General features: G+C 68.6%; 16 protein-coding genes. 7 read left to right on the top strand and 9 right to left on the bottom strand.

The window, feature by feature from the left end:
• Window positions 1-94: 94 nt before the first annotated feature.
• From KDL01_RS28465 to KDL01_RS28455, 3 genes are all read right to left on the bottom strand, one after another.
• Window positions 95-943: a carbohydrate ABC transporter permease gene (locus KDL01_RS28465; RefSeq protein WP_212531711.1), complete on the bottom strand. Its 849-nt coding sequence runs from the start codon at window positions 941-943 to the stop codon at window positions 95-97.
• A gap of 1 nt (window position 944) precedes the next feature.
• Entirely contained in the window at window positions 945-1,889 is a 945-nt protein-coding gene (locus KDL01_RS28460) for a carbohydrate ABC transporter permease (protein WP_212531710.1), read from the bottom strand.
• Window positions 1,890-2,056: 167 nt separating this feature from the next.
• The gene (locus KDL01_RS28455) at window positions 2,057-3,217 is read right to left on the bottom strand and encodes an extracellular solute-binding protein (protein ID WP_212531709.1); all 1,161 of its coding nucleotides are present in this window, start codon (window positions 3,215-3,217) and stop codon (window positions 2,057-2,059) included.
• Between the two features lie 434 nt (window positions 3,218-3,651).
• Between KDL01_RS28455 and KDL01_RS28450 the strand changes: the two genes are divergently transcribed.
• Together KDL01_RS28450 and KDL01_RS28445 are read left to right on the top strand one after the other, a co-directional pair.
• Window positions 3,652-4,614: an acetylxylan esterase gene (locus tag KDL01_RS28450; RefSeq protein ID WP_212531708.1), complete on the top strand. Its 963-nt coding sequence runs from the start codon at window positions 3,652-3,654 to the stop codon at window positions 4,612-4,614.
• Window positions 4,615-4,692: 78 nt separating this feature from the next.
• A complete protein-coding gene (locus KDL01_RS28445; RefSeq protein WP_307846640.1) occupies window positions 4,693-5,733 on the top strand; it encodes a LacI family DNA-binding transcriptional regulator in 1,041 nt (346 codons plus the stop codon).
• Between the two features lie 682 nt (window positions 5,734-6,415).
• Here the strand turns inward: KDL01_RS28445 and KDL01_RS28440 are convergent.
• Window positions 6,416-7,018: a hypothetical protein gene (locus KDL01_RS28440; RefSeq protein ID WP_212531706.1), complete on the bottom strand. Its 603-nt coding sequence runs from the start codon at window positions 7,016-7,018 to the stop codon at window positions 6,416-6,418.
• A gap of 93 nt (window positions 7,019-7,111) precedes the next feature.
• On the opposite strand from KDL01_RS28440, the gene KDL01_RS28435 reads away from it, so the two are divergent.
• A complete protein-coding gene (locus KDL01_RS28435) occupies window positions 7,112-7,267 on the top strand; it encodes a hypothetical protein (RefSeq protein WP_212531705.1) in 156 nt (51 codons plus the stop codon).
• Window positions 7,268-7,447: 180 nt separating this feature from the next.
• Here KDL01_RS28435 and KDL01_RS28430 read toward each other — a convergent pair whose 3' ends face one another.
• A complete protein-coding gene (locus KDL01_RS28430) occupies window positions 7,448-8,053 on the bottom strand; it encodes a SigE family RNA polymerase sigma factor (protein ID WP_212531704.1) in 606 nt (201 codons plus the stop codon).
• A 463-nt stretch (window positions 8,054-8,516) separates the two neighbouring features.
• Here KDL01_RS28430 and KDL01_RS28425 point away from each other — a divergent pair, with 463 nt between their 5' ends.
• The gene (locus tag KDL01_RS28425; protein WP_212531703.1) at window positions 8,517-9,755 is read left to right on the top strand and encodes a putative hexosyltransferase; all 1,239 of its coding nucleotides are present in this window, start codon (window positions 8,517-8,519) and stop codon (window positions 9,753-9,755) included.
• A 429-nt stretch (window positions 9,756-10,184) separates the two neighbouring features.
• Here the strand turns inward: KDL01_RS28425 and KDL01_RS28420 are convergent, their stop codons facing one another.
• From KDL01_RS28420 to KDL01_RS28405, 4 genes are all read right to left on the bottom strand, one after another.
• Entirely contained in the window at window positions 10,185-10,640 is a 456-nt protein-coding gene (locus tag KDL01_RS28420; RefSeq protein WP_212531702.1) for a hypothetical protein, read from the bottom strand.
• Between the two features lie 95 nt (window positions 10,641-10,735).
• Window positions 10,736-11,434, bottom strand: a complete 699-nt coding sequence (locus tag KDL01_RS28415; RefSeq protein ID WP_212531701.1) for a hypothetical protein — start codon at window positions 11,432-11,434, stop codon at window positions 10,736-10,738.
• Window positions 11,435-12,046: 612 nt separating this feature from the next.
• Window positions 12,047-12,676, bottom strand: coding sequence for a SanA/YdcF family protein (locus KDL01_RS28410; protein WP_307846639.1), 630 nt, complete (start codon window positions 12,674-12,676; stop codon window positions 12,047-12,049).
• A 161-nt stretch (window positions 12,677-12,837) separates the two neighbouring features.
• Window positions 12,838-14,247, bottom strand: coding sequence for an NAD(P)/FAD-dependent oxidoreductase (locus KDL01_RS28405; RefSeq protein WP_212531699.1), 1,410 nt, complete (start codon window positions 14,245-14,247; stop codon window positions 12,838-12,840).
• Between the two features lie 364 nt (window positions 14,248-14,611).
• Between KDL01_RS28405 and KDL01_RS28400 the strand changes: the two genes are divergently transcribed.
• From KDL01_RS28400 to KDL01_RS28390, 3 genes are all read left to right on the top strand, one after another.
• Complete coding sequence (locus KDL01_RS28400) at window positions 14,612-15,811, top strand: winged helix-turn-helix domain-containing protein (RefSeq protein WP_246577123.1); 1,200 nt, start codon at window positions 14,612-14,614, stop codon at window positions 15,809-15,811.
• The gene (locus KDL01_RS28395; RefSeq protein ID WP_438801992.1) at window positions 15,792-16,541 is read left to right on the top strand and encodes a TetR/AcrR family transcriptional regulator; all 750 of its coding nucleotides are present in this window, start codon (window positions 15,792-15,794) and stop codon (window positions 16,539-16,541) included. The genes KDL01_RS28400 and KDL01_RS28395 overlap by 20 nt, the downstream gene beginning before the upstream one ends.
• Window positions 16,542-16,663: 122 nt before the next feature.
• The gene (locus KDL01_RS28390; RefSeq protein ID WP_212531698.1) at window positions 16,664-17,227 is read left to right on the top strand and encodes a MarR family winged helix-turn-helix transcriptional regulator; all 564 of its coding nucleotides are present in this window, start codon (window positions 16,664-16,666) and stop codon (window positions 17,225-17,227) included.
• Window positions 17,228-17,453: the final 226 nt, after the last annotated feature.

Genomic DNA, 17,453 nt, shown 5'->3' with positions numbered 1-17,453 from the left:
GTGCCGCGCTTCGGCGAGGAGGCGCACCCCAGGATCGGCGTGTGGGGACGGGTCGCCGGGCTGATCAAGCGCGGGCCGCGGCGGGTGTGGGTGCTCACGGCGCGGTAGTGCCCGTCATGAACTTGTCTTGAAAGCGCAGGAAGACGAGCAGGATGGGGACGGTGATCACCAGGGCACCGGCCAGTAGGACCTGGTACTCGACGATGAAACCGTTCTGATTGGTACTCAGTTCGGGCAGCAGGACCATGATCGGCTCGTGCTGCGGGCTGCTGACCATGATCAACGGCCAGAGGTAGTCGCTCCACTTGGCGACGAAGGTGATCACGGCGACGGCACCCAGCGCCGGTACGGCCATCGGCAGGGCGATCCGCTGGAACACCCGCCAGTGTCCGGCGCCGTCGATGCGGGCAGCCTCGAACACCTCGCCGGGTAGACCCGCCATGAACTGCCGGGCCATGAACATGCCCAGCACGCTCGCCGTGCCCGGCCAGATCTGCACCTGGTACGTGTCGAGCCAGCCGATCTTCGAGAACATGAGGTAGAGGCTGGGGATGTTGACCTCGAACGGCACGAGCATCGACGTGACGAGAAGCGCGAAGATCACGTTCTTGCCCTTGAACTTGTAGGCGACGAAGGCGTAGCCCGCCATGGCACACAAGATCACGGTTATGGCCGTGTACAGGCTCGTCACCACCACGCTGTTGAGCAGGCCGCGCCACATCAGCGACCCGGTCGATCCGGTGAACAGATCGACGAGGTTGCTCGTCGTGGGATGGGCCGGGATCCCGCTGGGGTTGGTGGTCAGTTCCCCGGGCGTCTTGAATCCGCCGAAGGCCATGACGAGGAACGGGTAGACGGCGAGGACGGCCGTGCCGATCAGAAAGAGGTTCAGAACGCCCTTGGTGCCGACCCAGCGGCCGCCGTTGCTTTGGCTGCGAGCCATGTCACTTGCCCCTCTCGCGCAGCAGTCGGAATTGAAGAATCGAGAAGATCCCGACTGCGAGAAACAGCAGCCAGCCGGCCGCGGCCGAGAGCCCGAACTGGCCGGCGTCGATGTTGTCGACGACCTGGTTCATGACCGGAGCGGCCGTCGGTGGCGCGCCCGTCGCCGAGGCGGCCCCGGCGGCGCCCACGAGCAGATTGGGCTCGGTGAACAGCTGGAACGACGAGATGGTGTCGATGACGACGGCGAACAGGATGATGGGCCGCATCATCGGGAGCGTGACGTGGCGGATCCGCTGCATGGCGTTCGCCCCGTCCAAGTGGGCGGCCTCGAGCAGTTCGTCCGGCACGTTGGTCAGTCCGGCGAGGAAGATGACGAAGTACCATCCGATGCCGCCCCACAGCAGCAGCAGCACGACGGCCCATTTACCGGCCGAGGGGTCGTTGAGCCAGTCGACGTGGAGCCCGAGCAGCGAGTTGAGCACGCCGTTGTCGCTCAGGATCACGCGCCATACCATCGCCGCCGCGACCGGTGCCATCACCTGCGGGACGAACAGCAGCGGCTTGAACACAGACGGGAGCTTCGCGAGCTTCGAGCGCACGAGCACCGCGAGGAGGAATCCGCCGCCGAGTAGCGGGACCAGCGGGACGAGCCAGTAGAAGAGCGTGACTCTGGCGCTCTGCCAGAATTCCGGCGACTGGAAGAGCGCGACGTAGTTGTGAAACCCGATGTAGCTCGCCGTGCCGTAGCCGCGGTACCGGTAGAAGCTCAGGACGATCGAGACGATCGAGGGCGCCGCGAAGAAGACGATGAACGAGACCAGGAACGGTGCGAGGAACAGATACGGAACAGTACGGTCGAGAAGCGCCCGGCCGCTCCTTCGCCGCGGGAGGGTGCGAACCTCCTCGCGATCTCTTCGGCGGTGCGCCAATTGCAGTTGCGACATGTGTCAATACGCTTTCTTCGTGGGCGTCGGGGTGCCCGCCGCGCCGACCGCGAACGTGTCTCTCGATGGACTCCCCGATCCCGTCTTCGGCGGGAGGCTCGACGACGTCGCCGGGCCCCTGGAGCGCCGGCCGGCCCGCCGGGGCGCTCCAGGGCTCGAGCATGGGATCACTGGCTGTACGGGCAGCCGACCTGCGAGGCCAGTTGGGACTGGGCCGTCTGGAGGAAGGAGCTCGGAGAGGTCGCCGGTGAGTTGAGGTAGTTCGCCAGCTGGTCGCCCAGCGCCGTCGTCTCCGCGGAGTTGGAAGCGTCGTAGGGGAATACCTTGTAGGTGCTGCTTGCGGCCAGGTAGGCCTTGATCAGGCTCGGGCCGAAGTAGGAGTTGTCCTGAACGCTCGGGGACTGCAGCAGCGATGTGACGTTCGGGATGTACGCAGTGTTCTTCTGCAGGTAGGCGGAGGCGCCCGAGGCGGTCATGAGCGTCTTGGTGAGGAAGGCCAGGGCCTGGGCCTTGTGCGGGGAGGCCGCCGGGATGACGAAGACGGCGCCGCCCGCCTCACTGCCGCCGACCGCGCCGCCGATCTCCGGCCACTGCGCGACCGCCCACTTGCCCTTCAGCGCGGGCGCGTACTGCTCGATGAACGTCGGCAGCCAGCTTGCCGAGAGCGTCGAGGCGAGGGTTCCGTTCGCCAGCGCCGACTGCCATTGCGGCGTGAAGTCCCCGATCGACGTCGAGACGGCACCGGAGTTCCGCAGATCCTTCATAGCCTGGAACGCCTGTGCGGTCCCCGGGTCGCTGCCGACCGTGATGGCGCACGGCGACTTCGTGGAGTAGGAGGCGCCGTTGCCGGAGACGACCATCCCCCACTGATACGGGGCGGGGCTGGCCGGGAGGTTCCAGATGTAGCTGCCGGGTTCGACGGCCTGAAGCTTCTTGCCGGCCGCCACGAAGTCCGCCTGAGTCTTCACCTGCGCCGGATCGATGCCCGCCTTGGCGAACAGGTCGGCCCGGTAGAACCAGAGCTTCTCGTTGACCTGGATCGGAACGGCCACCGTCTGGCCGTCGTAGGAGGTCAGGGTCTTGGCTGCGGTCGTGACGTTACCGAGATCCGGTGTCACCGCGGCCGAGATGTCGGCCAGGGCGCCACTGTTGACGAACTCCGGAACCTCGTCGTAATTCAGCTCCGTGATGTCGGGGATGTTCTTGCCCGAGGAGAGCTCGAGGCGGAACTTGCTGACCGAGTCGGTGTCGCTGCCGCCGCCGGAGACGACGTTCAGCGACTGCCCCTTGGTCGTCGACGGGTTGGCCGCGGTGTAGGTACCCCACATCGTCTGGATGCTGCACCGAACCCCACGTCTGCAACGTGAGCGCAGCCGGGGCGTCGGCGTTCTGCCCGGCCGCGGAACCGCCGGACGATGAGCACCCGGCCAGGGTTAGGAGCGTCGCCGCGAGTCCGCTCGCGACCACAGAAGCACGCCGGGCGCGTCGCACGGACGAAAAGTGTCGTTTCGAGGTGGTTCTCATCGTTGAGCCCTCCAACGGTCGGATGAGGGGAGAGCGCAATACGTTTTGCGCAGTGGAAAGCTAAACCCCCGCCGACAGCCTGTCAACGGTTGCAACTAGCTCGCAATACGATTCATACTGAGCCGGTCGCTGCTGGCGCAGAGGCGCGCACACGGGCCGGTGGATCCTCGCCGGGGCCCGGCGTGCGGACCGTGGCCCGTCCACGGACCGCGATCCCCGGTTCGATGGGAGTTCCCTCATGTACTTCGACCTGCCCGAGGCCGAGTTGGCCGGCTATCACAGCACCCAGACCGAGCCGGACGACTTCTGCGGGTTCTGGGATCAGACCCTGGCCCAGGCCCGGTCGCATGATCTGAACCTCCGGCTCACCCGGTCGGACAGCGTCGTCACGCAGCTCGACCTGTTCGATGTCTCCTTCCGCGGCTACGACGGGCAGGAGGTCCGAGCCTGGCTGCGGTCGCCGCGCGGAGCGCTCGAGGGCCTTCCGGTCGTGGTGGAGTTCGTCGGATACGGGGGTGGCCGCGGACGCGTGGAGAGTTCGCTGTTCTGGGCCGCATGCGGCTACGCGCACCTGGTCATGGACACCCGCGGCCAGGGATCGTCCTGGCGCTGCGGCGACACCGGCGACGACGCGTGGACCGGACCGCAGACGCCCGGCATGATGACCAAGGGCATCGGCCACCGCGACACCTACTACTACCGTCGGCTGTTCGTCGACGCCGCACGGGCCCTGGATGCCGCGCGGGCCATCCTCAGCCCGTCCCACATCATCGCCTCCGGCATCAGCCAGGGCGGGGGCACGGCGGTCGCCGCAGCGATGCTGGCCGGGCCCGTCGACGCGGTCGTGGCCAACGTCCCGTTCCTGTGCGACTTCCCACGGGCGATCACCGTCACCGACAGCGACCCGTATGCCGAAATACGCCGGTACCTCGCCATCCACAGAGACGCGCAGGACCAGGTCTACAACACGCTGCGATACTTCGACGTCGTCAACTTCGCCCGACGCTGCACGTTCCCCGCGCTGTACTCCACCGCCTTGATGGACATGGTCGCCCCGCCGTCGACGGTCTACGCGGCCTACAACGCCTATGCCGGCCAGAAGGAAATCGTCCTGCACCGCTTCAACGGGCACGATCACGACACGGACGACGACGTGCGCGTCGCGCGCCGCTTGCAAGCGATGGGCCTGGGGCCTCATTGACCGCGCCGACATGAGATTCGCCCACGGCGACCGCGCGCCGTGCGTCGCAGACGTTTACGCAATTCAAGATCGGGTGTTATGAAGGATGCTATGGTAACGGCTCCCCGTGACTCGCGCGAAAGGCGAGTCACCGTTCGCGATGTCGCGGCGCACGCAGGCGTCAGTCAGGCTACTGTCTCCCAGGTCCTCAGCGGTTCGCGCCCCGTCGCGGAAGAGACCCGGGCGCGCGTGCTGGCGGCCGTCCAGGAACTCGGCTACCGGCCCAACCACTTCGCCCGGGCGTTGCGCCAGCAGAAGTCGCACACCGTGGCGATCGTCGTGCCCAACATCACGCATGTCACCTACCCGATGGTCGCCCGCGGGGCAGGCGAGATCCTCGGACCCCTGGGCTACCAGGTCGCCCTGTACGACACCAACGGCCTGCGCGCGACCGAGAAGCAGATCGTGCGCACACTCACCGACCGAATGGTCGACGGAGCCATCGTGTTCGGATATCCGCTGGCGCCCAGCGACGCCCGCATGCTGCAGGAGTCCGGCGTCGCCGTCGTCAACGGCAGCCCGGGAAGCGAATCCTCACCGCTCTGGGACACGGTCCAGGTCGATGAGACCGCCGCCCTGCGCTACCTGACCCGTACCCTCGCAGCGCGCTACGACGGTCCCATCGCCTACATCGGCGGGCCCTCGGGCCACAACACCGCACCCCGGCGGGAGGCCGGCTTCCGCGCCGGCATGCAAGACCTCACGCTGGCCACCGACCCCCGCCTGACGACTTCAGCTCCGTACACCTGGGCAGGCGGTCGCAGTGCGCTCACGGCCATGCTCGAGGCCGGACTTCGCCCCCGGCTGGTGGTGTGCGCCAACGACATGATCGCCATCGGCGCCATCGCCGCAGCACGCGAATACGGGCTGGATGTCCCAGGTGAGGTGGCGGTATCCGGCTACGACAACATCGATGCCGCCGAGATGGCGGTCCCCCCGCTCACTACGGTCGAAGCATCCCCCTTCGAGCAGGGCCGCGCCGCCGCCCGGTTGCTGCTGGAACGCATGACCGACACCTACCGCGGTCCGGCCCGCCACCTCACCCTGTCAGCCGAACCCGTGATCAGGGCATCCGCCTAGGTCATGCGCTGCCGCAGTGCCGACCCTGCGGTGCTGACCCTGATGAGAAACCCAACCGAACGGGCTATCTCAGGTTCCGTCAGCCCTGTCAGCCCCGTCGGTTCACGCAGCCGAGTACCGTCTGGCTACTGCATTTCGCTGCGGTGAGGCAGGCCGGAGGCTAGAAAACCCAGTCGCTGACGAACTCAAGCACGAATTTGAGGACTTCACCGACCGCTTTCAGGACGAAAACCACGGGCCTGCGCGCACGCCTCCATCGGGGCGCCGGTAGTCCCCAGGCTCGTTCATCCTCGAGGTTCCGGGTCGAGACACGCCGCTTGCGACCTTGAGTGGCCCAGCGCCTGTATAGAACGGTTCCTAGCGCACGTACTCGACTAGGGCCGCTACCGATGCCACGAGCGGCTTCCTCGTCCGTACGACGCATCCAGCCATCGTGAGACATCCGGCCAGTATGTTGACCAATGAAGCGGAGGTCCAGTCCCGTCACGCTGCAAAAGGGCCTGGAGCGCCCCCGGCCCCAGACCCGCGACAGCTCACAGAGCGGGACTGCTCAGATCAGCTCCGGCGCCGCCCCTTGCGTGACAGGGTCGCGTGTCATCGAGTACTGATGAGGCGGCGGACGAGGCGGCGCCCTGGTTCTGGGCCGGGGCGCCGCGGGGTGCCGTGGTGCGTGGCTGCGTCGTCAGCTGCCGGAGAGCTGGGAGTGGGCGCTGGCGGTCAGTTGCTGAACGAGTTGCGTGTCGATCTGGGTGAAGTCGTAGGCGATCGTGGAGGTGCTGGTCGAGGCGACGCGTACGCTTGCGGCCTCGATGAGGTCGTTCACTCGCACGAAGCAGATGTTCGTCACGTTCTGGTAGTCACCTGGGGTGACCGAGGTGAAGTTCGACCAGCACTGGGCATCCGCGGTCGAGGAGAGCTTGTGTACCGTGCCGACCTGCGTGACTCCCGTTTGCGTCATCGACTGGGAGGTGGCGCAGGCGGACAGGCCGGAGCTGATTGAGTTCCAGGCGGCCGCGACTGGGGCGGAGCCCGGGTAGAAGAAGATCTTCTGGTCCGTGTTCGAGACGGTGAGGGTGCCGTTGAGCTTGTTGCCGTCGGTCGGCGCGTAGTAAAGGTCGTACTGGAAGCCGCTCGCCCCGGTCTGCAGGCTGGGCAGTGTGCAGACGTCGCCCGAGTAGTCGAGCACGTTCGGGCCTGAGGGGGTCGTGGCCTCGGCGACGTTGCCGCTGAGCTTGTCCACGGTCGGCGTCGCGTCCTGCCAGGCGATCTGACCGCCGAACGGCATCTGGCCGGGCGTCAGCCAGGCGCCGGCCGCGTAGATTTCGGGTTCGGGCCGGAGTTCGTGCTGGGGGGTGAGCTCTGTGTCGTGTGAGTCGGCGTGGCTGTGCTCGTCGATGGGCTCGGTGACGTGGAGGCGCTGGGCGAGTTGGAGGCGGTGGGCGTGGCGGTCGGGCTGGGCTCAGCGGTCGCGCTGTCGGCCTGGGAGGGTGACGCGGTGCCGATGCTGTGCGCGCTCGGAACGGTGGAGCCGTGATTCAGGGAGACTGCCGCGATGCTGCCCACGCCGCCGAGCAGGGCGAGGGAGAGTGCGCAGGCGGCGAGGCGCTGGTGGGTGCGGCGCTGCCGACCGCGCTTGCGTGCGGCATCGGCGCCCGGCTTGTGCGCCGCGTTTGTGGCGGAATCGACTACTCCGGAGAGCAGCTGGTCGAAACGCTCAGACATGGTGCACGCCCTTCTTCGAGGAGTTGTGGTGGCTGGTGGTGATGCGCTGCGAGGTCTTCGGCTTGCGCGCGGCACTTTCGGCGGTCTTCGGGTTCGGGCGCGGCACCGCGGCCGGCTCGGCGAACTCCGAGAGCTGCGGGGCGAGGGCTTTTCGGCCGCGTACCAGGCGGGCCTTGACCGTTCCGGAGGGGACGCCCGTCTCTCGGCTGATCTCCTCGACGGAGCGGTCGAGCAGGTGGTGAAGCACGATGACCTGGCGTAGCTCGGGTGCGATTTGGCGCAACGCGGTGATCACCGCGAGCCGGTCCGGGCTCAGGCCCGGCAGTTCCTCCTCCTCGCCAGCTTTGCGCCGATGCGCGGTGAACCGGTTGACCGTCTTGCGCCAGGAGGAGACCGAGATCCGGAAGGCTACGCTGCGCACCCACGCCTCGGCGTCGCCGTATTCGCTGATCTTGTTCCAGTCCTGCCAGGCCCGCGCGAAGGCTTCCTGCACCGAGTCCTCGGCCTCGGCCAGGCTGCCGACCATGGCGTACACCTGGCCGACGACGCGCCCGAACGACGCGTCGTAGAACTCGTTGAAATCGCGTTCCCCAGCCATTCACTGCCCCCATATACAGCGCCGCAGCGGGCGCCTTCATGGAAGTCACGCGTGGGCCCGGACTCGGGTTGTCCGAACTCGACGACTCCACGAAGATTTTTTTGAGGCGGGTGGTTCGTCCCTTTATCGACCGGGACCAAGGCCTCTCGGCGGCGGGAGGGCGGACTGTGGCGAAACGCGGCGCGAACCGTTGAGCGTGGTTTGCGCGTCCTCACAGCGGATGCGTGTCGGTATGGCACGCAGGGGCGGGGCTCCATGTGCGCAATCGTGACTCCAGGTCATGGTCGCAGTGCGACCGCGCTCACTCGAACAGCCTGGATTTGCTCCAGCAGGGACCCCGGAGCCGAGAATGTCACTGATCCGCCAAGACCTCGGGTCAGCCGCAAGCGTCGCCCCCACGACCGCCACGACCGCCACGACCGCTGAGTCGGCTACGACTACCGAGTCAGACGTCGAGCAAGCGGTGGAGGCGACGCCGGGAGGCGACGCGCTGGCCGACGCGCCGTCCGGCAGGGACTCGCGGCGGATCCGGTTCGAGCTCAGGGCGGCATGGCACCGGTTCGCCCCCGCCGTCGGCCTCTACACGTTCGTCAAGGCGACCGGATTCGTCACCTTCTTCGCGCTCGTGCAGTACGCGCGCGACCACGGTCAGGTCTCCCGCAGCTCGCGCGAACCGGTACTGAGGTTCTTCGACGTCCTCGGCTCCTGGGACGGCGTGTGGTACGCGATGGTGGCCGCTCACGGCTACCACCCGGCTCTGGTACCGACCGCCACGGGCGTGCAGCAGAATTCTGCGGCGTTCTTCCCGCTGTACCCGGCCCTGATTCGCATCGTGCACACCTGCACCGGGCTGGGCTACCCCGGCTCCGCCCTGCTGGCTTCCATACTCGCCTCGCTCGTCGCCGCTGCGGGGATCTATGCGGTGGCGCACACTCTCATCGGGCACAAGGCCGCGCTGATCTGCGTCGCGCTGTGGGCGGTGTTCCCGAGTTCCGGGGTCGAGTGGTCGGGCTATTCGGAGTCGACGCTCATCGCCGTCGCGTCCTGGTGCCTGTACTTCACGCTGCGGCGCCGTTGGCTGCTCGGGGGGCTGTTCGCGCTGCTCTCCGGACTCGGCCGTCCCACGGCCTTCGCCGTGGTCGCCGCGTACGGCGTGGCCGCGATCGTCGAGCTGGTCCGGCGTCGGGACGGGCGGGTGCGGCCGCTGGTCGGCCTGCTCATGGCGCCGGCCGGCGTCCTGGGATTCCTCCTCTGGGTCGGCCTGCGGATGGGCCGGCTCGACGGCTACAGCGTGCTCGAGCGCAAGGGCTGGGGTCAGTACATCGACTTCGGTGCGTGGACGGCGAAGGGATACCTGCGGACGGCGATGGGTCAGCCGTTCTGGCACGACTCGCCGCAGGAAGACCTGATCGCGATCCTGCTTCTGACGGCCCTGCCCATGCTGATCATTCTGCTGATCCGCATGCGGCCTCCGGTGGCGGTGCTGGTCTACGTCGTGCTCTTCGTCGCCGCCGGCCTGTGCAGCCACCAGAACTTCGGCAACGTCTCGCGCTACCTGCTCCCGGCGTTCCCGCTTCTGCTCCCGGTCGCCGCGGGGCTGCGCCGGCTGTCGTGGCCGGTGCTGCTGAGCTGTCTTGTGATCGCCGGATTCGCCTCGGGCTGGTACGCGGGCTACATACCCTTCGTGCTCGGGGTGCCGTAGACCGTCGTGCCCCGACCGCGTCGGCCAAAGCCATCGTGCCGCGGCCTTGAACCTTGGCACGCCTCACAGGTCGAGGGCATCCACCCAGACTTCCGGATGGGTCGGATCCGAGAGGTCCACGGCCACCGAACACGGGCTGCCGGCCATGGGACCGTCTGCCGAGGGCGAGGCCGTAGGGGACGTCGAGGCTGATCATCGCTTGACCGTTGGAGCCGACGTTGAGGCCGCCGCCTACCTGGCCGACCACGGTGCCGGTGCTGTCGTGGAGATACGACGAGGCCTGGTTGACCGGGGCGGTGGCGTCGGCGACCTTGACGTTGATGACGTAGCTGTAGTCGCCGATCTGGCTCTGCGGGACGGTGGTCATGTTGAGGGAGGCGGAGCTCACCGTCGGCGGGGTCTTGTCTGGGACGGTGGAGATGACCATCTTCAGCGCGGGGCGCCGAAGTCCGTTCCGTACAGGGCCACGTCGCCCTTGCCGTCGGTGATGATGATGTCGTCCAGGGTGCAGGTGGCAGCGCCGTTGATGGCCTGCGACATCTGCACCGCCACCGAATAGACGCCGTTCGCGCCCGCGGTCGGCGTCGTCGAGGACTGGGTGCAGCTGGCGCCGTTGCCGAACCAGATCAGCTGGATGGACGCGACGCCGTTCTGGGCTCCCGCCACCTTCATGGAGACGGTGAAGGGCGCGCTGCCGGCCCAGTCGTTGACGGAGATGGCCGACGCGGTGAAGCCGCTCGCGCTCACGACGTGGTCGGAGGTCACCGTGATCGGCGCCTCGTCCAGGCCGGTGGTGGTCTGGCTCTGGCCGGCGTTGTTCGTCAGCGTGAGCGTGTTCACCACCCAGGTGCCGGCGGCGGTGCCCGCGGGGATCTCCACGAACACGCTGCAGCCCGCCTCGGTGGCCCAGTTCCGGTCGCCGTGGTTCTGGCAGTCGCCGACGGCCTGGTCGTCGTCCGAGAGGATGTCGAAGTTCGTGGTCAGCCACCGCCCGGGCCGGACAGACCGAGCGTGCCGCGCCAGAACCCGCTTTGCGCGTCGTATGCGCTCAGCCGGTACTGGATCGCGGTGTTGACCCCGTCGTACGCGACGGCAGGGACGCTCGCCATGTTCGACACGTACATGACACCGGTGTTGTCGGTGGCGGGCGTCGTGCTCGAGGCGATCTCAGTGGCCGTCAGGGTGTTGCCGTAGCTGCTCAGCGCCGATCCGGCGAGGTCGAGGCGCCTGCCCTGGTCGTCGTTGATGACGACCGTGGTGATGCCCCAGGTGGCCGAAGCCGTCGCGGTGTAGTTCGGCACGACGAACTGGTACGAGTAGGTCGAGCTCGCGAGGTCGCCGGAGACGAAGGTGGCGGCGTTGCTGTACGACTGGCCGAGGGTGAACTCCTCGATGTACGGCTGGCCGACGTACGTGTTCGGCTTGCTGCCGAGCTGGCGGAACACGACCTCGCCGTTGACGGTCGTCGCGTTCTGGTTGGTGTCGGCGATGGTCCAGGTCGCGGTGTCGGAGGCACCGCTGGCCGTGCCGTCCACGGTCGGACTGGCGAAGCTGAGCGAGGAAAGCGACAGGTCCGTGCCAGTACTGAAGTACCCGAACACGTCGGCGATGAGGTCGGCGCTGCCGCTGGAGGCGTTGACGAAGTCGACCTTGCCGTCGGCGCCGACCGGCACCACCACGAGGTTGGGGATGGTTCTGGCCCGCGAGGTAGTTGTTGCGGCCGCTGAAGTAGTTCAGGTTCGAGGCCGTCGGCGCGGTCTGGCCGTCGGGGTAGGCGGTCACCACACCGTTCGCGGTGGCGTCGGTGGCGGTGAGGTTCAGCGTGACGGCGGCCAGGCCGGCTGCGGGCACGCCCTGTACGCCGGCGACCTTGAGCTCGATGGACTTGCCGGCGCCGACCGCGGCGATGACGCCGTCGGTTCCGGTGCCGTGCCGGGTGTCGAGCAGGCACAGCGGGCCGTCGGCCACGTACGCGGAACCGGCCACGTCCGGGGTGTAGTAGCTGGCGAGGTCGACGACGACCCGGGTCGTGCCGTTCGAGTTGTAGAACGCGATCTTGCCGTCGGAGCCGACCGGCACGGTGACCAGGTTGGCGACGGCGCTGGGCACGCGTCCCCGTATGCGCTGCTGCGGCGGCGGACCACGCCCGTGAGGGCGCCGAGCACCGTCAGATTCGCTTGAATCTACCGCTCATGAGATTCACGGGTAACGCGCAATCGTAACGGCCCTGCCACAGGCGGCCGAGCGTCGTGAGCACGCCACAGCCCCGCCCACGCAGTGGCCTGACCAGGCTAGGAACCCGCCGCCGAACTGCGCAGCGCCGAGGCGATTCCGTTGTCCTGCGGGCCGAGGAAGGTCGGGTCCGGCTGCGTCGTGGCCTGATACACCGCGTTGAAGGACGCTGCGACCTCGCGCAGGTTGTCCTTGATCCATTCGGTCGTGGGCCCCTCGGCCAGACCGTTCGGATCGCCCACGGCGTACGCGTCGATGCCGGCCGCGCGGCAGAGGTAGACGGCGCGCGGGACGTGGAAGCCCTGGCTGATCAGGATCGCGTGGTCGACGCCGAAGATCCGCTTGGCCCGGTCGCAGCTCTGCCAGGTGTCGAAGCCCGCGTAGTCGAGGACGATCAGGTTGATGGGCACGCCGTGCGCGGTGAGGTAGTCGCGCATCGCCTTCGGCTCGTTGTACGTCGGCGTCGAGTTGTCGCCGGTCACCAGGAAGACCTTGATCTTGCCGGCGTGCCACAGGTCGAGGGCGAGGTCCAGGCGGCCGGTCAGGTAGCTGCTGGGCTGGTCGCCCTGGACGCCGGCGCCGAAGACGATCCCGACCGGCTCGGCCGGTACGTCCGCCGCCGTGTACACGTACGGATTTCCCGCGGCCCGCACGTAGGTGATCGGGAGGAACAGCACGATCGTGGCCACCGAGAGCACCTGGAACGAGCGGCGCCGGCCGGGGAGTGTACGAAGGCTGAAGGTGCGGGCGAAAGCCTTGGCAGCGCGGCGGAATCCGCGCCGGAAACGGCCACGCCCCGTCCGCGGAGGACGGGGCGTGGGCATGCCGGTAAGGATAACAGGAGCGTGACTCAGGCGGCGACGGGCGCCTTCTCCTCGGTCTTCGCCGGGGCGACCGCGGCCGGCGCCGGAACGGCGACCTCGGTGAACTCGCCGCGCGGGCTCTCGAACGCGGTCAGGGACACGGCCTCGCGGCGGAAGAATCCGGCCAGGATCCAGTCGGCGCACACCCGCACCTTGCGGTTGAAGGTGGGGACCCGGCTGACGTGGTAGGCCCGGTGCATGAACCAGGCCGGCCAGCCGCGCAGCTTCATGCCGTAGACGTTCGCCACGCCCTTGCCGATGCCGAGGCCGGCCACGGAGCCGACGTGCTTGTGCACGTAGTCGGCCACGTTCTTGCCGCGCAGGGCCGCGACGATGTTCTCGGCCAGGACCTTGGACTGGCGCACCGCGTGCTGGGCGGACGGGGAGCACCAGTTGCCCGGGCCCTTGGACAGGTCGGGAACCTGGGCGCAGTCGCCGGCGGCCCAGACGTACTGGGTGCCGGTCACCCGCAGGTTGGCCTGCGCGTCCACGTGGCCCTTGGGGCCGAGCGGGATGCCGAGGTGCTCGACCACCGGGTTCGGCTTGACGCCCGCGGTCCACACGATGGTGGAGGCGTCCACCTCGGTGCCGTCGGAGAGCACCACGTGGTTGTCCACGCAGGACTGCAGGAACGTCTTCATCTTGACCTGGATGCCGCGCTTGCGCAGCTCCTCCGCGGTCCACACGCCGAGCTCGGGGCCGACCTCGGGCAGGATCCGGTCGGCGGCCTCGACGAGCAGGAATCGCAGGTCCTCGGGCTCGACGTGGTTGTACCACTTGCACACATCGCGGGCCATGTCCTCCATCTCGGCGATGGCCTCGACGCCGGCGAAGCCGCCGCCGACGAACACGAACGTCAGCGCCTTGCGGCGCAGCGCCTCGTCCTTGATGGAGTCGGCCAGGTCGATCTGGCCGATGATGTGGTTGCGGAGGCTGATGGCCTCCTCGACCTGCTTGAAGCCGATGCCGTTCTCGGCCAGGCCCGGGATCGGCAGCGTGCGCGGCACGGAGCCGACCGCCACCACGAGCTGGTCGAAGCCGAGGTCGTAGGCCTCGCCCGCGTTCGGCTCGATCCGGGCGGTGCGCCGGCTGTGGTCCACCGAGGCCACCTTGCCGGTCACGACCTCGGCGTTCGGGCCCTTGATGACCCGGCGCAGCGGGGCCACGATGTTGCGCGGCGCGATGGAGCCGGCCGCGGCCTCGGGCAGGAAGGGCTGGTAGGTCATGTAGGAGCGGGGGTCGACGACCGTGACGATCGCCTCTCCGCGCTTGAGGTTCTTCAGGATCCGCCGCGCCGTGTACATGCCGACGTAGCCGCCGCCGATGACGAGGATGCGCGGCGGGATGTTGGCCGGGGAGGCTGGGGAAGGGGTGCGCACTGCTGCTTCGGTAGTCATAGTGGGCTCGCTCACTCGTTTCTCGACGCGTCCTACTGCTTCTTCGGTCGCTCGGCTTCGAGCGGCTATGGCCTTACATGCGTTCCTCGACGCACAGCCACGGCGTTGGGGCAGATAGTCGCGGAGGAGGTGCCCACCGGACACCTCGGTGTTACGAACTTCTCGCTTACCTCTTGATTATACGAGCAACGCAGGCCCGACACGACACCCCGCTGGGGGGCTGGTTTCTTGACAGCCTGCCGGGCCGTCACCCACTTGCGCTGTCATGGTGACACGCAGCATCCCGATGACGCGCCGTTTCGGACTCGTTTCTCCGTCCGTGGTCGCGGCCTGCCTGTCGGTGGTCGCGATTACCGTGGTGGATATGGGTACCGCACTCACCGCCGCCGAGGCCCGCCGTGCCGCGTTGCACGCTCAGGGCCTGCTCGGCGCCCCGCGCTCACGGAGCGTGCCGACGCTGTTACGCAGTCTCGGCGCGATCCAGCTGGACACGATCTCGGTATTGGCGCGTTCACAGGAGCTTGTGCCGTTCGCCCGCCTCGGTGCGGTCGGCCGGCCCGCGGTCCATCAGGCCTTCTGGGAGCCGAGGGGGCCGGGTTCAGCACGCACCTTCGAGTACTGGGCCCATGCGGCCTGCGTCCTACCTGCGGAGGACTGGCCCCTGTTCGCCTTCCGGCGCAGATCATATCGAAACCGTAACGATATGTGGGGGATGGCTCCGGACTCCACTTCGGTGCGCGGCGTGTTGGACCGGCTGGCCGCGGACGGGCCGCTGACCACCAACGAACTCGGCGGTGCGCGCAAGACTCCCGGGTGGTGGGACTGGTCCGAGGTGAAGCAGGCCGTTGAGTACCTGCTGGCCTGCGGCCGGGTGGTGTGCGTGGAGCGTCGCGGGTGGCGGCGGGTGTACGACCTGCCGGAGCGGGCGCTGCCGGAGCGCGCGCTGCACGACGAGCTGACGGATCGGCAATGCCAGGTGGAGCTGGTGACGCGGGCCGGCCGGGCGCTTGGCGTGGGTACGCGCTCGGACCTGCTCGACTACTACCGGCTCAAGAACGTCGCCGGCTTCGCCGACGTGGCCTACGAAGCCGGGCTCGAACCGGTCGAGGTGGAGGGCTGGGGGCAGCAGGCCTGGGCCGCCCCCACGGCCCTGGAGTTCCTGGCGGCGGGCGGGCGCGGGCGCCATCGTACGACCCTGCTCTCCCCCTTCGACTCGCTGATCTGGGAGCGGGCGCGGACGGAGCGGATGTTCGGGCTCAGCCACCGCCTTGAGGCCTATGTGCCGAAGCCCAAGCGGGTGCACGGGTATTACGCCATGCCGCTGCTGCACGGCGGCGAGCTGCTCGGGCGGGTCGATCCGGCGCGTGAGCGCTCGCGGGACGGGGAGGTGCTGATCGCCCGTCAGGTCTCGCTGGAGAAGCCGCGGGCGCTCGAGCCGATGGTCGCGGCCCTGCGGGAGGCGGCGGCGTGGGTGGGTTGCACGGCGATCAGGGTGGAGTCGGTGGTGCCCGAGGGGTCGGCGGAACCATTGCGCCGAGCCGTTGATGCCGTCGAGCAGCCATAATGAGTGGGTGACCGCCGCAGCAAGCAACCCACACCGGACCCGGATGACCGGGAAGGAGCGCCGCGAGCAGTTGCTGGAGATCGGCCGATCGCTCTTCGCCGAGCGGGGATTCGACGCGACGAGCGTGGAGGAGATCGCGGCGAAGGCGGGCGTGTCCAAGCCGGTGGTCTACGAGCACTTCGGCGGCAAGGAGGGCCTCTACGCGGTCGTGGTCGACCGGGAGATGCGCACGCTGCTGGACATGGTCACCTCCGCGCTCACCGGCGGGCACCCGCGCGAACTGCTCGAGCAGGCGGCCTTCGCGCTGTTGGACTACATCGAGACGTACAGCGACGGGTTCCGGATCCTGGTGCGCGACTCCCCGGTCGCGGCGTCCACGGGCAACTTCGCCTCACTGATCAGTGACATCGCCACGCAGGTCGAGGGCATCATGGCGACGGAGTTCCGCCGCCGCGCCTACGACCCGGAGTTCGGCGCCATGTACTCGCAGATGCTGGTGGGCATGGTGGCGCTGACCGGCCAGTGGTGGCTGGACGCGCAGCACCCGAGCAAGGAGAAGGTGGCCGCGCACATGGTGAACCTGGCGTGGAACGGCCTGTCCGGGCTCGAGCACACGCCGCGGCTGATGACGCGGCGTGGTCACGCATCCGGGCCGCGGGTCCCGCGCGGGCAGGCCGGCCAGGCCGTGAACCTGCGTCGGCAGGGCGAGGCGGAAGCCGCCGAGAGCTGAGCGGCGCGGGGCCCGCAGGCCGGCGGACGCCGCCGGACACCGCCAGACACCGCAGGTGAGCCGGTCGGCAGGAGACTCGACATCAAGATACTTGGCGTAGAGCTTCTTGATAGACTGGGCTGATGAGCGCGGAGTCGAGCGAGGCGAGCGGACGGCCGGGCAGCGCGTGGGACGGCGAGGGCCCCGCGCCGCAGCGGTGGGACGAGGTGGACCGGCTCGTCTCGGCCTGGCGCCATGAGCGGCCCGACCTCGACGTCAGCCCGCTCGAGGTGCTCAGCCGGGTCACCCGGCTCGCACGCCACCTGGATCGGGCGCGGCGCACCGCGTTCGCCGAGCGCGGCCTCGAGACCTGGGAGTTCGACGTGCTCTCGGCGCTGCGCCGCGCGGGCACGCCGTACCAGCTCTCCCCCGGCCAGCTGCTCACCCAGACCCTCGTCACCTCCGGCACCATGACCAACCGGATCGACCGGCTCGCGGCCAAGGGCCTCGTCGTGCGCGGCCCGGACCCGAACGACCGGCGCGGGGTGCTGGTGCGGCTGACCGACTCGGGGCGCGAGGTGGCCGACGCGGCATTGACCAGCCTGCTCAAGAACGAGCGGGAACTGCTCGCGGCGCTGCCGGACCGGCGGCTGGGCGAGCTGGCCGATCTGCTGCGCGAACTCACCGTCCAATTCGAGTCCGAATAAGCTCCGGTTTCATCGCAATCGCCCGTTTCCCCGGGCTTTCCACCCTCTTCCCGGTGAGGCTACCCGCGCGTAACATTCGCGCCATGAATCGTCGAATCATGCGATCAATGGTGATCGCCTGCGCGCTGGCGGCCATCGGCACCGCTGCGGGGGCCGGCGCCGCCCAGGCGTCCACCGCCGCACCGGGGCACGGCACCGCGGCCGCCTCGGCGCACCGGGGGCAGCC

This window comes from Actinospica durhamensis (genome assembly GCF_018139695.1).
GTDB classification, from domain to species: domain Bacteria; phylum Actinomycetota; class Actinomycetes; order Streptomycetales; family Catenulisporaceae; genus Actinospica; species Actinospica durhamensis.
The sequence above is the reverse complement of the archived record's forward strand: the minus strand, read 5'-3'. Positions and strand labels throughout refer to the sequence as shown.

Bases quoted from the DNA above. Each gene is read 5' to 3' on its own strand.
- KDL01_RS28465 (WP_212531711.1), bottom strand. From the start codon at position 943: ATGGCTCGCAGCCAAAGCAACGGCGGCCGCTGGGTCGGCACCAAGGGC.
- KDL01_RS28460 (WP_212531710.1), bottom strand. From the start codon at position 1,889: ATGTCGCAACTGCAATTGGCGCACCGCCGAAGAGATCGCGAGGAGGTT.
- KDL01_RS28390 (WP_212531698.1), top strand. From the start codon at position 16,664: ATGAGCGCGGAGTCGAGCGAGGCGAGCGGACGGCCGGGCAGCGCGTGG.
- KDL01_RS28405 (WP_212531699.1), bottom strand. From the start codon at position 14,247: ATGACTACCGAAGCAGCAGTGCGCACCCCTTCCCCAGCCTCCCCGGCC.
- KDL01_RS28440 (WP_212531706.1), bottom strand. From the start codon at position 7,018: ATGCCGTTCGGCGGTCAGATCGCCTGGCAGGACGCGACGCCGACCGTG.
- KDL01_RS28445 (WP_307846640.1), top strand. From the start codon at position 4,693: ATGAAGGATGCTATGGTAACGGCTCCCCGTGACTCGCGCGAAAGGCGA.
- KDL01_RS28450 (WP_212531708.1), top strand. From the start codon at position 3,652: ATGTACTTCGACCTGCCCGAGGCCGAGTTGGCCGGCTATCACAGCACC.
- KDL01_RS28400 (WP_246577123.1), top strand. From the start codon at position 14,612: ATGGGTACCGCACTCACCGCCGCCGAGGCCCGCCGTGCCGCGTTGCAC.
- KDL01_RS28430 (WP_212531704.1), bottom strand. From the start codon at position 8,053: ATGGCTGGGGAACGCGATTTCAACGAGTTCTACGACGCGTCGTTCGGG.
- KDL01_RS28395 (WP_438801992.1), top strand. From the start codon at position 15,792: ATGCCGTCGAGCAGCCATAATGAGTGGGTGACCGCCGCAGCAAGCAAC.
- KDL01_RS28455 (WP_212531709.1), bottom strand. From the start codon at position 3,217: ATGTGGGGTACCTACACCGCGGCCAACCCGTCGACGACCAAGGGGCAG.